The sequence below is a fragment of the Picosynechococcus sp. PCC 11901 genome (genome assembly GCF_005577135.1).
Taxonomy (GTDB): Bacteria; Cyanobacteriota; Cyanobacteriia; order Cyanobacteriales; family MRBY01; genus MRBY01.
In genome coordinates, this window is the sequence record NZ_CP040360.1 from 1,553,753 (window position 1) to 1,567,731 (window position 13,979).

The following is a 13,979-nucleotide window of genomic DNA, read 5'->3' on the forward strand; positions in this document are numbered from 1 at the left end:
TAGGTTATTTCCCATGTCTTTAACGATTGAATGTCAAGCTCGCCCTGAAGGGGTTAACCCCCGTGCACTCCGCCGTGACGGCCTCCTACCCGTCAACCTCTATGGCCATAAGGGTGCTGATTCTGATGTTTTTGTGGTGAACTACAAAGATGCCCTAACGTTGCTGAAAAAAGTGACCCCCAACGAAACCGTAGTTGAAGTCAAAACCCCCGATTGGTCTGGCACTGCGGTTGTGCGAGAAATCCAGTCCCACCCCTGGAAGCGGAACTTGCTACACCTCAGCTTTTTCCACACGGATGCTGCGTAAGGACACCTAATTTGATTGGTTAAGATGGGGAGGGCGTCACAGAAAGTGCCCTCTTTTTTTGTGGCTTGATAGTGAATGGGAACAGTTATGACAACGGCAACGGCCATCTGGACAAGGCGACATATTCTGTCACTGATGGATTTTTCGGTGACGGAACTGGATGCGGTACTGCAGACGACCACTAGCTTACGGGATGTCTTATTTCGTCGCATGAAGAAGGTGCCTGCGCTGCAAGGGCAGGTGGTCACAAATATGTTTTTTGAGCCATCGACCCGTACCCGGAGTAGTTTTGAGTTGGCGGCGAAACGGCTTTCGGCGGATGTGATGAATTTTGCGCCAGGATCTTCGTCCCTGAGTAAGGGGGAAACGATTTTGGATACAGCGAAGACTTATCTGGCCATGGGGGCAGACATTATGGTGATTCGCCACCAGCAATCGGGTGTTCCCCAGGCGATCGCCGCCGAGATGGATCGGATAAATTCAGGCGTCAGTATTCTCAATGCGGGGGATGGCCTCCACGCCCACCCGTCCCAAGCCCTATTGGATCTGTTTACCATTTGCCGGGGACTCGATCCCGAAGATCCCCGGTGTGAACTTTTGCGGGGCAAAAAAATTGCCATTGTCGGGGATATTATGCACTCCCGGGTGGCCCGCTCGAATATTTGGAGTTTGACCACCGCTGGGGCCAATGTCCACTTAGCCGCGCCGCCCACCTTACTCCCAGAAGGGTTTCGAGAATTTGCCACGGACGCCGCGGGAAGCCTCAAGCTCCACTGGGACATTGAACCCGCCCTAAAAGATGCCGATTTTGTGATGACCCTCCGCCTGCAACATGAACGGATGACCGCCCATCTCCTACCCAGTTTGCGGGAATATCATCAACGGTTTGGCATTACAGGCGATCGCCTTAAATTTTGTCAACCAGATGTTAAAGTGCTCCATCCGGGGCCTGTGAATCGTGGCGTGGAACTCGCCTCCGATGTGATGGATCATCCCGCCCTCAGTCTTGTTTCTGAGCAGGTGACCAATGGCGTTGCTGTGCGGATGGCATTGCTTTATCTCATCGGTAGCAGTAAAGCCAATGGTTCTCTCAATTAAACATTGGCGCAATAACCTATAGCAAAGTTGTGGTCAGACTCGGCTGCATTTTACTCAACCAATAAAACTGGAACGGTGCCAGCACAAGTTGTTTTTCAAAAATTTCCGGTGCATTTTGACTGTATAAATCAATCAATAAATCCTGGTCATGGCAGTCAAAAGGATGACAAGCTAAGTGACTGAGATCTAAATTTTGGTATTCCGGTGAAAAATTTCCAATGACTAAAATATGATCCCGTTTATTGGGACTAATGCGCACAAACCCAAATAGGTGCGAATTATCAATGGATAACAGTTGACGATTATTGAAATCAGCAAAGGCAGGAATTGCTTTACGTACCGCGATCATGTGTTGTAAAGCAGAAAAAATACGGTGTTCAATGGTGCCTTTAATGTGTCGTAGTTCTGCTTTTTTCCAATTGATTTTCGGTCGATGGGCCCAGCGGGTATCATTGGCTTTACTCAAATTTCCCACGTAGGAATAGTCATTTAAAGTGCCAATTTCATCGCCATAATAAATCAGCGGAATGCCTCCAAAGGAAAAAATAATACTGTAGAGCAATAAAATATGTTTGATAATAATCGCGATTTTTTGCTGGTCGTTGGCTTCAATGGCCGTTTCTAAACCCATTAAAGACGTTAGGGTGCCGGAAATACGGGCATCGTCATTTTTAGAATTTTGACCAAATAGTAAACCCCTCGCGTCGGTGCCTTCAAATTGGCCACAAAAATAGTCAATGAGAAACCGTCGGTGGGATTTTGGGTCATAGCCCGCCTGGGCAATATCTGCATCGGTAAACCCCAGGCCAATGTCATCATGGCAGCGGATATAATTGAGCCAGGTGGCGCGGTCTAGCTTTGCCGGAATATTTTTGAGTCCTTGGATTAAAAGTTTGGCATTCTTGGTGGCGGCGGCATCCCACAGGAGGGCCATGAGCGTGGCATTGTAGGCAATTTCACATTCTTTGGCGTTGATCGCATCTTCTCCGAAATACCGCACAATTTCTACGGGGGCAACAATCGCCTCGGCAATGAAAATGACCCCTGGGGCGGTAATTTGGCAGCAGTCTTTGAAGATCTGCAAAATCATGTGGGCTTCTTTTTCGTTTTGACTCTGGCTGCCGATCTTTTTCCATAGAAAAGCGACCGCATCGAGCCGCAGCACATCAACGCCTTGGTTGGCCCAAAAAAGAATAATATCGACCATTTCAATGAGCACCGCTGGGTTTTGATAATTAAGATCCCATTGGTAGTTATTAAAAACAGTCATCACCCATTTTTGTAATTCTTCATCCCAGGTAAAATTACCCGGAGCTGTTTCTGGAAAAATTTCTGGGAGATTTTTTTCGAACATGTCGGGAATATCCCGTGTGTCGAACATATAATAATATTTCTGATATTTTTTATCGCCTTTACGTGCTTTTTGCGCCCATTCATGTTCGTTTGAAGTGTGATTAATCACAATGTCAAGGGCCAATAAAATTTCTTTTTGGCGAAAGATTTCAACGAGGTGTTGTAGATCCTGGAGGGTGCCAATTTTGGGGTTAATTTGTCGATAATTACTGATAGCATAGCCACCGTCGCTGGCATGGCGAGGGCACTCTAATATCGGCATAATGTGGATGAAATTAACTCCTAATTCGCTGAAATAGGCAACGCGATCGCCTAGGTCTTGGAGATCGTCGGCAAAGCCATCGGCATATAAAGTCATACCGACCCATTGGGATTCAAGAAACCAGTTAAAGTTTTTTTCCCGTACTAAATCGGTCTGCTTAAATTCTGGCGATCGCCCAATATATTGATAGGCCATTACTTCGACCAGTCTCAGCAGTTGCGCCTTAAAGTCTGAGCGGCGACCATAGAGTTTATAAAAGAGGGAAAAAAGACTGTAAAAATTGGCACCTAGACGAGTATAAAAATGACTTAATTCTTGTTCTTTGAGTTCGGGCCTTAATTGATCTAAAATCTCATTTAAAATCGAGTGAGAAAACTGTTCGTACATAGCCCGAAACCTAAAGTTTAGAAAATTGAACCGTATTTATAGTAAAGCAAAGGTGCTTGCAAAAAACCGTTTGCAGAAAATTAAATGAGTGCTGGGTTAACTCCAAGCAATTATAACCGCCAGGCCTGAATAAAAGGTTGATAAAATCGGGGATCTTCACTTACCGCACCACGAATCCCCACAATAGCGCTGGCAAAGGCTTGCGCCCGTTCTAGGGTTAGGACAGATGGCCAATCATTCATAAGCCCCAATAAGCAAATACTACAAAAAGCATCCCCAGCTCCAACCGTATCAACCACGGTGGTATTTTTTGGAGGAGAAATCTGTTGGCGATCGCCTTGTGTGTAGAGACTCGCACCGGCTTCTCCCGCTGTTAGGATAATATGCCGTAGCGAATTCTGATTCAATAAATGATCGATGGCAAGGTTAGTTGAGGAAAACTCAGGTGTTAATAACGTTAATTCTTCGGTATTTAATTTCACATATTGACTAGCAGCTAGGGCAGAAGCAATAGTTTCTAATGTCCACCAGGGTTGACGTAAATTCACATCAAAAAAAATCTGGTCTGCTCGTTGCTGCAGTGCCCTAAAACTGGCTTGAGAAACAGCATTTCTGAGGGCTAGGCTACCATGGTAAAGCCAAAATTTATCTTCTAATATAGGGAACTGTTGGCTATCAATAAAATCATAGGCGCAGTCGGCGGTGATTTCATATTGGGGTTGACCCTTTTCCAGGGTGACTTTAACGGTTCCGGTGGGATGAATTTTATCTATTTGAAGACCAGCAAGGGTCATCTGCCAAGTCTGCATTTTGGTTTGAATTGCCGCCCCAAGGTCATCGGTTCCAATCCGAGAAATTAACAAAGGATTGGCCCCAAACGCCTTTAGATGCCAGGCCACATTGAAGGGAGCGCCCCCCAGCTTTCGATCATTATCGGGAAAAATATCCCACAACACTTCACCAAAAATTACAATATTTTTTGCCATAGTCAAACGTTTCCTTAGGTGGAATTAAGCCATTGTTGATACTTAGGAAAGTAATAAAAAATGCCCTCTAAAATTCCAGCACTATAATTGCCATTCATACCTAAACAATTACCCTGAGCAAAATAAAGTGAGGCTTGATCATGGGCATTTTGAAGTTTTTTTCTTAATTCTTGGGGAGCATTGGCCACAAGCACCGCAGGAATGGGACTGCTTAAAACTGCCTCATCATTGCCGCTATCCCCAGCAAAAATAGTTTGGGTTAAAGAAAATTTTTGGGTAGCCATCAAAAAAGAAATAGCTTGATATTTATTCGCTTGGGAAGGCAAGATATCTAATAAGCCTATTTGCTTTTCTTCATCAACGCTCCAGATTAAATGGGTGGAAAAATCATGTTTTTCTAAAAGTGCTTGGATCTCAATTAATAATTGTTGACTATCTGCTTGAAGATCGACGTAATAACTCAGTTTATAGTGGCTTTGTTTGGCTGATTCCTGGAGTTGAAGAGCCGGGTGATTAGCAAGGCGGTGATGGATGGCGATCGCCCCCTGTTTCGGCCAGTCCGTCGCGAGGTGTTCATCCCAGGTTTGCCAGCGGTGCCATTGGGAATTTTGCCAAGTATAAATACTGCTACCCACATCGGCGATCGCAAATTGGGGGTGAGGCAGTTGATAGTCTAAAATCGCCTGATCAATTAAAGCTAAATGGCGTCCCGTGACATAGGCTAAAGTTACCTGGGGCTGGGCAACAAATTGACGGAAATAAGCCCTTGCCTGGGGAGATTCTGGGGCGGCACCATTGGGAATCAAAGTGCGATCTAGATCAGTACATAACAGCAAGCGATCAGTCATGATTTTGTCCCGTCGCACGACACAATTCTAAGAAATTGTAGTGGGCTAAACCATCTAAAATGCCAGCCGCAAATTCTTTTTCAGAAAAATAAATTGGTTGAATATTGTTTAAATCCGAAAGCTCTTCCCGGTGGCGATTTTTAACGACCACAGACAAACTATTGCCTAACATCATGTCTTCATCGGCCCCAGAACCACCCACCGTTAGGATACGATTGAGAGGAATTTCCCACTGTTCTGCAAACCAGCGTAACCCGTAACCTTTTGAGGCGCGAATCGGCACAACATCAAGGTATTGACCAAAGGAAAACATGACATTTACGGTCTGATCATTTTTAAATAAAATGCGTTTTAATTCCTCAACACTAGGGGCGATCGCCGGGTCGTAAAAATAGCTAATTTTAAAGGTGCTTTGGAATAATTTAGGTTGAAGCTCTAACCCAGGTAAATCCCCTAAAAGATCCACCACCCGTTGACGATTCCAAAGATAATTAATGTGATTTGACCAAGCTCGATCTGGCGTCAATTGAGGGGCGTAGTAAATTTCTGTGCCGAGGCTCGTCATCAACACATCCGGTTGGGGGATATTGTGTTCCCGCAAAACTTTGAGGGCCGCATCCAAACGCCGGCCAGTGGCAATACAAAAGGCAATTTCCTTACGGTGCTGATTGAGCAAATCCACCAATGCTTGCAGGGCAAGCGGATCTCCCACCAAATTCTGATCGATGGTCGAAACAATCGCTCCCTGGTGATATAGGGCCGGGCGACGGGCGATCGCCAATTCCTGTCGGGACTCCGTGCGGTTCAAAATCGACTGCACCACTTCCATATACCGCTCCACATGGGACTGCCAAGTATATACCCGGCGCACATTGCGAATCCCCTGTTGCGAAAACGTTTGCCACCGTTGGGCGTCCCCTAAAATTTTGCTAATCTTCGCCGCAATATCCTGGGGTTCAAGGGGATTGACCAAATAACCATTTTGACAATTTTTCAAAATATCCACTGGCCCCCCATCCTCAGTAGCCACAATGGGTAAACCGCTGGCCGCCGCCTCGATCAACGTCAAACCAAAGGGCTCCGTTAACGCTGGATTTACAAATACCCCTTGGGAAAGACTAGCCAGCCGATACAGTTCCCCAATTTCCTGGGCAGACAAAAATTTAGGATAGGCCACTTTGCCATATAAGTTATACCGATCAATCGCCCACAACAATTCCGTAAAGATCGCCTGGGCATTGCTGCTTAAATCCCGTGGATCGTCTCGCGTACCCGAAAAAACAATCAAATTAGCCTGCTGTTGCAACGATGGTGATGTCCCAAAAGCTCGAATTAGGCCCAGAATATTTTTGCGCTGATCCAAACGGGACAAAGCTAAAATCATCGGCTTACGGGGTTCCTGCAAAAACACCGCCAATTTCTGCCAAACTGAACCTTGCCATTCATCACCCGTGGGGGGATAAAAACATTGCAGATCCGTCCCTGGTGGAATCACCCGCATATTTTCCGGATGGTAAAAATCGTACTGGGCATACTGACCCTGGATTTCCTGTTGGGTACTGGTAATCACCCTGGTCGCCGAGGCAAGGGTTTCTTCCTCCGCATTAATTCGCCGGGTCAAACGGTAACGACTCTCGATCAGTTCCCCTTTAACTCCACTGGCAAGCAAGCGCTTGCGTTTGCTGCGACCGAGGGAATGGCCCGTGTGAAATAAAGGAATTCCCAGATGATTCGCTAGACGGATGCCCACATAACCCGCATCGGCGTAATGACTGTGGATCAGATCCGGGAGTCTGGGTTGATGGTTGAGATAGGTTAAAGTATTGTCTGCGAAATTATCGAGGTAATCCCACAGTTCTTCTTTGGGAATATAGTCATCGATCCCGGCCGAGATGCGAATAATATTGGCTTTTTCGCTAATGGGTTCGCAGGACTGACCATAATCGGCACTCACTTTTGGGTCAATAATCTGCTTGGTAATCAAATCGACCTGTTCAATGTCTGGGTGCTGGGCCAGGGCAGCCGCAAGTTCGACCACATATTTCGTCTGACCACCCGTATCAGCATCACGACCCAATTCTAAATTTTGACTACGGATAAGACCGTGAATACTAATTAAAACGATGTATCGAGGGGATTGGGGACGCATCATCGTTGCTCTGGGGGCATACCCAATATCAACCGTCGCAAGGGGTTTGGTTCTCGTTGAAAAATGAATCGCAAAACGCAACCAAAAGGTAACTGCTGTTGTGATGTTAGCGTACCCTTTAGCCCAGTAAGGATCCTTGAAAAATATCTTCATTAATCAAAAATTGGCCAAAGTAGGTCAATTTCTCTGGGCAATTTCCCTGGCTGAAGACCATAAAAAAACTCCCCCCAGGAGGAGAGAGAATTTCATACAAATCTGTACCTAAAAATAAATGCTTATTTCGCCTTAGCTTGGTAACTGTTGAAGGTATTTTGTAAGAGCATCGCTACAGTCATGGGGCCGATGCCACCGGGGACGGGCGTAATCTGGGCGGCGACTTGGGCGGCCTCTGTGTAGGCGACATCTCCCACCAGGCGCGATTTACCCGTTGCCGTATCAACGATGCGATTGATGCCCACATCGATCACCACAGCACCGGGCTTGATCATGTCAGCGGTAATAAATTCGGGTCTGCCAATGGCGGCTACGAGAATATCTGCTTCCCTGGTCACCGCAGCGAGGTCTTGGGTGCGAGAATGGGCGATCGCCACCGTGGCATTTGCTTCTAAAAGCATCAAGGCAATGGGTTTCCCGACCAAAATACTCCGGCCCACCACCACGGCTTTTTTCCCTTCGAGGGGGATGTGATATTCCTTGAGCAGTTCCATCACGCCGTAGGGGGTACAACTGCGCAGGCCCGGTTCGGAGCGCACAAGATGGCCTAGGTTCAAGGGGTGCAGCCCATCGGCATCCTTTTCCGGAGCAATGGTCAACAGCAAACCCACAGCATCTAGGTGGGGCGGTAATGGCAATTGCACTAAAATCCCGTCAACCCGCTCATCTTGATTCAGGTCTTGGATCACGGCTTCAAGTTCGCCCTGGGTGGTGTCAGCGGGAAAATGCTTACCAAAAGAGGCCATGCCAATCCGTTCACAGGCGCGTTCTTTGTTACGGACATAGGCAGCGCTAGCAGGATTATCCCCAACCATCAGCACGGCGAGACCGGGGGGACGACCCATTTTTGGGGTGAGGGCCGCGATTTGGGTTTTGAGGTTTGCTTGGATTTTTTGGGCAAAGCTTTTGCCGTCAAGGATTTGTGCCATGGATGTCGGGGATGCTGAGCATTTCGGTTGCCAAGTTTATCTTAGATCTGATGCTGAGGATAGGGTTTGAATCAGGCAAATTTAAGGAGTTGTAGGAGAATTTTTGGGGCGACGGCTGCGACTGCGTGGGGGTTGGAGGGCTTTTTTGATCAGGGTCGGAATTTCTTTAAGGCTCCGGCCAAAGGCGAGTTTTTCTCGTTTGAAGGCGCTGTGCATTTCCGCTGGGGTATAGGTATCGCTGATGCAGTAGGAAAGTTGGTTGGCGATGATGGTTCCGGCATCATAGCAACTGCGCTGGATGGGAGCGTGACTGCCACAGAGGTAAGTGACCACGGGGGTTTGGATCTGGTCGCGGATCAGAGGAATCAGATCGATTTCTTCTTGGGAACCATAACGACCCAAAAGGGCGATCGCCTTGGTTTGGGGATCTTGATCGAGGTAGTGGAGCCACTGGGCAAAATGGGAACCCGGCAGATCGGCGTTGCCCACATCCACCACATAGGATTGGCCTAAACCCGCTTGATTGAGCAAAATTGCCACTTCCTGGGAGAGGCTACTAAACCGACTGAGAAGCGCAACCTCACCAGGTTGAAAATGATTAACGAAGCTTGTCCCCAGCCACAGTTGCCCCGGAATCACGAGTCCACTGCTCCCTGGCCCTAGGATCTGAACCTCTTCTTGTTGGGCTTGGCAGAGCAGGCGTACCATATCCAGGGGCGGTACTCCCGCAGAAACGATGATTAGTTGTTTAATCCCGGCGGCGATCGCCTCAAAGGCCGCATCCAAAACCTCAAAGGGTTCGACAAAGATCAAACTGGTGGTAATCTCGCCGACCTGGGCCTTGGCTTCCATGACCAAATCAAAAATGGGAATGCCGTCAAGGGTCTCGCCACCGCCCCCAGCACTGACGCCCCCAATAATCTCGGTGCCATAGGCGACCATCCGGGGGAGATAATATTGGGCGAGGGGCGTATGGATCCCTTGAATCAGAATATTGTGATTTGTGTGCCAAGCCATTGCCGTTCTGTCTAAGTCCTGTGTGTGAGAAAAGTTGAAAGGCGTTTTAGGTTCCGGGTTTACTGAGGGCGATCGCCTGTTTGACGGCGGCCTCTAAATCTTCTTCCCAATGGCAACCAGGCGCGATCGCCGGGTCAAGGGAAGGTAAACAGCGCACGATAATGTGTTGGGGCAACTCAGGTAGCTCTGGATCGGGGTCAGCATCCGGGGCGATCGCCAATTGGGGTAAACGTGCCGTTAAAGTTGCCAAAATGCGTTGGTTAATTTCTGCTTCCGCCACCAAGTTCAACAAAACCACCTTGATCTGCGGTAGTGCGGCCAATTGTTCAAGAATGATCTCGATCTGTTCATCTAGGTCGTAGGGTGAAAACACTCGACCCTGGGCGCGGGGGCCAAGGAGCCAACAGCAGGCTGGATGACCCTTGAGATCATGGAGCATATCCCAAATCACCGCCGCTGCCCCCACCCCATAACAAACAACGCCCACCGCGCCCCCCTGGACATCATGTTGCCAAGAGAGGGGGGCCGCCTCTGGGGTAAAGCTGAGTTGATTTTGGTGCTCGTAAAATAGGGCGATTTCAGGGTGCTTACGGAGGGCTGTATCGTGAACCGTGACCTTACCATCAAGGGCCATTAATTCCCCTGCTTGGTTAATGCCCAGGGGATTGATTTCCACCAATTCCAAGTCCTTGGCAAGGAGCAGATCGTACATTTTTTTGATGATGTCGCTCAAGGCGGGCACCAATGCCCCCCGGATACCCATTTTGTTGAGGAGATGGCGCGCTTGGAACGGGGAGAAAAAGTCTTTGATCACCACTTGATGGAGGTTCGCCAAAAGTTGATCGATTTCCATGCCGCCGTGGGCCGACCCCAAAAGCACAGGCCGCTGCAATTCGTAGTCTAAAACCACCGCCAAGAAAATTTCCTGCTTGCGTTCGTAGTGGGCCTCGGCCAATAAAACATCAGGGTATTGTCCGGCGATCGCCAAATTAAAAATATTCCGCGCGGCGGCGATCGCATCGATGGTATTTTGTACCCGTTTAATGCCCCCAGCTTTACCCCGTCCCCCAGCCCGCACCTGGGACTTCAGCACAATGGGATAGGGAATTTGCAACTGTTTCAGTTCCCGGGGATCCGCAATAATCTGGGACGGCAACGTGGGTATCCCCACCTGTTCAAAAAGTTGTTTTGCTTGGTATTCGAGCAATTCCATTAGCGCAGAGGCAACCTCTATATTTCTCAACTCAAGCCTAACTTAAAACCTGAACCCTAGTCATCAAGGCCAGAGGTTCCAGTGCCGAGGCGCAATGATTTGGCTTTATCTTTTTTCACGTATTTGGGTAATTAGGCGAACAAGGGAAAAAAGTTAATTGCAGTTAAAGAAATGGTGTTTTTTAGATTAAGTTTTATCTGGGATCTCAACGGATTATTTAGGGTTGTTTGCACCCAATAAATTCTGAGCCATTCGCCCCCAGGACAAGCCATGGATCGCGGCGGTCTAGCCGGGAAAATACAAATCTAGTTTTTGTTTTAGGCGGATTTGAGCTTCAAACAGATTTGGGTAAGCTTCCCCCCGGTGGGTACGGTGATCATAAAGGAGATTCTCGCCCGCAAAATGATCTGGATCGCAAACATAGCTGATTAGATTTAACCCCAAAGCTCGATTTTCAAAGATCAAGACCGGGAGCAAGAACGGGTCGGGCACGGCATAGCCAAACCGGGCGATCGCCTTTTCCGCCACCGTAATTCCAATGATCGTTTCATCGCCCCAGAGAATCTCACTATCGGGAATCGTCAAAGCATAAAACCACAGGCGATCAAGAGCTTGCCAGTCCGTTGCCGTGGCCCGTTTGGTCAAATTTTCCCAGCGACTGGGGTCAGGTTTTAACAAGGTCGCAAAGGCTGCCACCAAACCATGACTCGGTTGATAGCCAGCGGCGGTACGGTGCAGTAACACCTCAACATAATACCCCCGGCGCTGTTCTCGACAAATGACCTTGAGGCTCCCCTGGGCATCCGCAATTTCCCACCAAAGTAGTTGCAGAGGCTCCCCGTAGGCTTGGGTACAAACCCGTTGGAGCTGGACTTCAGGATCTTGGCCCGTGGCGTGGGTCGTTGGGGACATGGACAAAAATTGGGTGGTGACAGAGCGAAATCTAGCTTAACTCCTAGGCCGATAAAAGAGAAAAGTCACCCCAGAGTTGAACCGTTGGGGTGACCGAACTGTAACGCCAAATCCTCACTAAATCATCAAAGTGCTATGAGCCAACGATGCCGCCATCTTTACGGGTGATGACCACAGTGCTATCCCGGGGCACCATCCCACTCCCCTGGGGAGCCGGGAAATTGGTGGTGGCTGGGTTGCCGTTGCCTGGGTGCTGCACGTTAATAAACATCGTGCGACGCTCTGGGGTCACCGTAATCCCCGTTACTTCGCAATCAGTCACCCCAGTAAAGAGACGCCGAATTTCCTTGGTATTGGTATCCGCTACGAGCAGTTGGTCATTCAAGCCGTCCTTCTGGGCACCGTCGGTTTGGATAAAGAGGCGGCCATCGGGGTCAGCCCATAGTCCATCGGGGGAGGCAAAAGATTCTTCGGTGCCATGGGTATCTTGGGCGATCGCAAAAATATCCCAGGTGAAGGTTGTCCCCACGTGGTGATCGCTATCCTGCCAGCGAATAATGTGACCATCGGGATTCGGTGCCAGGGGGTTCGCCGCATCAGCTTCCGTGCGACGGCTATTGTTAGTGAGAGCACAATAAACGTTTTCCTCGGTGCCGACAGTGATCCATTCCGGACGATCCATCGGCGTTGCCCCAGCCGCATCTGCCGCTAAGCGAGCATACACAAGGATTTCAGCCTGGTCTTGGAATTTTCCTTGTAAGGCTGGGTTATCCATGCTGAGGGGTAACCACTCTCCAGAGCCATCATCGTTGAACTTTGCGACGTACAACTGGCCTTCATCGAAGGGACTGATCCCCCGCGCCCGCATTGACTGCCAATTGTTCGCTGAAACAAACTTGTAAATGTAGTCAAACCGTTCATCGTCGCCCATGTAGCAGACCACACGGCCACCCCGACCGACGACGACTTCCGCTCCCTCATGCTTAAAGCGACCGAGGGCTGTGCGCTTAACAGGGGTCTGGTTGGGATCCATCGGGTCAATTTCGACGACCCAGCCGAAGCGGTTTTCTTCATTTTTGTAGGCCGCCTTTGACAAATCGAATCGCTCGTCATAATTTGCCCAGCCATAGCGAGAACTGCTGGCGAGTCCGTAGCGGGTCTGGGCTTCGGTGGGCGTCCATTCTCCGGTTGCCCCGAAGTAGGTATTGAAATTTTCCTCGCAGGTAAGGTAGGTGCCCCAGGGAGTGTGACCGTTAGAACAGTTATTGATAGTGCCTTTGGGGGTATTGCCCGCTGCTGTTGTTAGGAGGGGGTGATTTGCCGCAGGGCCACTGAAGGCCATGGGGGTATTGGCATGGATGCGGCGGGCATAGTTACTGCGCACCACTTCCCAAACGCCGCGATTATTTTTCTTGATTTCGACGACAGAGGCACCATGGGCATGTTGAGACAATCGCACATCCTCAAGGCTGGCCGGATCTGCTTTACCCAGGACATGTTCGTTGATGCCAAATTCGTGGTTAATCGCCAACAAACCATGGTCATTGTTTTTGCCGAGGGGGAAAAACCACATCCCATCATGGCCGATGCCGATCTGTTGGGCCTGTTCGTCGGCAGTGGGTCGGGTGTTGGGGTCGCCATTGTATTCGGGGCCACCGGGTTGGATGGGGGTGCCCCAGGGGATCAACACTTGGTATTGGTAATCACTGGAGATACTGGGGACAGGGCCATTACCTTGGGCTAAGGTTACAGCATTGAATCCCAAAAGGGGACTGGTGCGCCGTTGGGCAACTTGGGTGGCGGCGGTGCTGGGTTTGAGGACGCTATTGCCGGCGATCGCCCCGATAAAACCAGCGGCGGAGAGCATCATGCTTTTTTGGAGCATACTCCGGCGGGAGAATCGCGCCTTGAAAATATCTTGGAAAGGACGATTATTTGAATAATTACTTCTGCCGTCGTCGTGAATCATGATTATAGGGTGCTTAGTTTACAGCGTCTCAAAGATGTTTTAAGGAAGAAATATTTTAATTTGCCCCTGATTTTGGTTTTGAATATTGAGTGTTTACCATAAAGAATTATGCCATTATTTTTTTATGGCGAATCAATTCCTGAAATACACTTTTATCCAAATGAATGTCCTTAAACAGAAAGTGGTTAGAGCCTTTTAAATATTGTTTTAAACAAAGGCTTTAGCCGTGGTTAGAAAACATCTAATCAGTTAAATGGGCAGACATAGAGGATGCCGATTACAATTATCGCCATGGGAATTAAGTAGAAATTAAGATTGACCAGTTAAAACTTTAAA

General features: G+C 48.7%; 11 protein-coding genes. 2 read left to right on the forward strand and 9 right to left on the reverse strand.

All coding sequences use genetic code 11. From position 1 onward, the window contains the following. The first annotated feature begins 13 nt into the window (after positions 1-13). Positions 14-307, forward strand: coding sequence for a 50S ribosomal protein L25 (gene rplY, locus FEK30_RS08520; protein WP_012306511.1), 294 nt, complete (start codon positions 14-16; stop codon positions 305-307). A gap of 87 nt (positions 308-394) precedes the next feature. Further along, the gene (locus tag FEK30_RS08525) at positions 395-1,405 is read left to right on the forward strand and encodes an aspartate carbamoyltransferase catalytic subunit (protein ID WP_138072891.1); all 1,011 of its coding nucleotides are present in this window, start codon (positions 395-397) and stop codon (positions 1,403-1,405) included. A 16-nt stretch (positions 1,406-1,421) separates the two neighbouring features. On the opposite strand, the gene FEK30_RS08530 is transcribed toward FEK30_RS08525, so the two are convergent. From FEK30_RS08530 to FEK30_RS08570, 9 genes are all read right to left on the reverse strand, one after another. Further along, positions 1,422-3,407 carry an alpha-amylase family glycosyl hydrolase gene (locus FEK30_RS08530; RefSeq protein ID WP_138072893.1) on the reverse strand — a complete coding sequence of 662 codons (1,986 nt, stop codon included), beginning with the start codon at positions 3,405-3,407 and terminating at the stop codon, positions 1,422-1,424. Between the two features lie 110 nt (positions 3,408-3,517). Further along, positions 3,518-4,393: a carbohydrate kinase family protein gene (locus tag FEK30_RS08535; RefSeq protein ID WP_138072895.1), complete on the reverse strand. Its 876-nt coding sequence runs from the start codon at positions 4,391-4,393 to the stop codon at positions 3,518-3,520. Between the two features lie 14 nt (positions 4,394-4,407). Continuing rightward, positions 4,408-5,241 carry an HAD-IIB family hydrolase gene (locus FEK30_RS08540; RefSeq protein WP_138072897.1) on the reverse strand — a complete coding sequence of 278 codons (834 nt, stop codon included), beginning with the start codon at positions 5,239-5,241 and terminating at the stop codon, positions 4,408-4,410. Continuing rightward, positions 5,234-7,393: an HAD family hydrolase gene (locus FEK30_RS08545; protein WP_138072899.1), complete on the reverse strand. Its 2,160-nt coding sequence runs from the start codon at positions 7,391-7,393 to the stop codon at positions 5,234-5,236. Before FEK30_RS08545 ends, FEK30_RS08540 begins: the two co-directional genes overlap by 8 nt. A gap of 272 nt (positions 7,394-7,665) precedes the next feature. Further along, positions 7,666-8,532 carry a bifunctional methylenetetrahydrofolate dehydrogenase/methenyltetrahydrofolate cyclohydrolase FolD gene (folD, locus tag FEK30_RS08550; protein WP_099238095.1) on the reverse strand — a complete coding sequence of 289 codons (867 nt, stop codon included), beginning with the start codon at positions 8,530-8,532 and terminating at the stop codon, positions 7,666-7,668. Positions 8,533-8,613: 81 nt separating this feature from the next. Next, a complete protein-coding gene (locus FEK30_RS08555; protein WP_138072901.1) occupies positions 8,614-9,549 on the reverse strand; it encodes a succinate--CoA ligase subunit alpha in 936 nt (311 codons plus the stop codon). A 46-nt stretch (positions 9,550-9,595) separates the two neighbouring features. Next, the gene (locus tag FEK30_RS08560) at positions 9,596-10,762 is read right to left on the reverse strand and encodes an ATP-grasp domain-containing protein (RefSeq protein WP_138072903.1); all 1,167 of its coding nucleotides are present in this window, start codon (positions 10,760-10,762) and stop codon (positions 9,596-9,598) included. Positions 10,763-11,047: 285 nt separating this feature from the next. Then, on the reverse strand, positions 11,048-11,674 hold the full coding sequence (locus FEK30_RS08565; protein WP_138072905.1) for a hypothetical protein: 627 nt from the start codon (positions 11,672-11,674) through the stop codon (positions 11,048-11,050). A gap of 133 nt (positions 11,675-11,807) precedes the next feature. Beyond that, a complete protein-coding gene (locus FEK30_RS08570; RefSeq protein WP_138072907.1) occupies positions 11,808-13,643 on the reverse strand; it encodes a PhoX family protein in 1,836 nt (611 codons plus the stop codon). Between the last annotated feature and the right edge of the window lie 336 nt (positions 13,644-13,979).

Excerpts from the sequence above, each read along its gene's own strand:
- rplY (WP_012306511.1), top strand. The coding sequence starts at position 14 with ATGTCTTTAACGATTGAATGTCAAGCTCGCCCTGAAGGGGTTAACCCC.
- FEK30_RS08525 (WP_138072891.1), top strand. The coding sequence starts at position 395 with ATGACAACGGCAACGGCCATCTGGACAAGGCGACATATTCTGTCACTG.
- FEK30_RS08530 (WP_138072893.1), bottom strand. The coding sequence starts at position 3,407 with ATGTACGAACAGTTTTCTCACTCGATTTTAAATGAGATTTTAGATCAA.
- FEK30_RS08535 (WP_138072895.1), bottom strand. The coding sequence starts at position 4,393 with ATGGCAAAAAATATTGTAATTTTTGGTGAAGTGTTGTGGGATATTTTT.
- FEK30_RS08540 (WP_138072897.1), bottom strand. The coding sequence starts at position 5,241 with ATGACTGATCGCTTGCTGTTATGTACTGATCTAGATCGCACTTTGATT.
- FEK30_RS08545 (WP_138072899.1), bottom strand. The coding sequence starts at position 7,393 with ATGATGCGTCCCCAATCCCCTCGATACATCGTTTTAATTAGTATTCAC.
- folD (WP_099238095.1), bottom strand. The coding sequence starts at position 8,532 with ATGGCACAAATCCTTGACGGCAAAAGCTTTGCCCAAAAAATCCAAGCA.
- FEK30_RS08555 (WP_138072901.1), bottom strand. The coding sequence starts at position 9,549 with ATGGCTTGGCACACAAATCACAATATTCTGATTCAAGGGATCCATACG.
- FEK30_RS08560 (WP_138072903.1), bottom strand. The coding sequence starts at position 10,762 with ATGGAATTGCTCGAATACCAAGCAAAACAACTTTTTGAACAGGTGGGG.
- FEK30_RS08565 (WP_138072905.1), bottom strand. The coding sequence starts at position 11,674 with ATGTCCCCAACGACCCACGCCACGGGCCAAGATCCTGAAGTCCAGCTC.
- FEK30_RS08570 (WP_138072907.1), bottom strand. The coding sequence starts at position 13,643 with ATGATTCACGACGACGGCAGAAGTAATTATTCAAATAATCGTCCTTTC.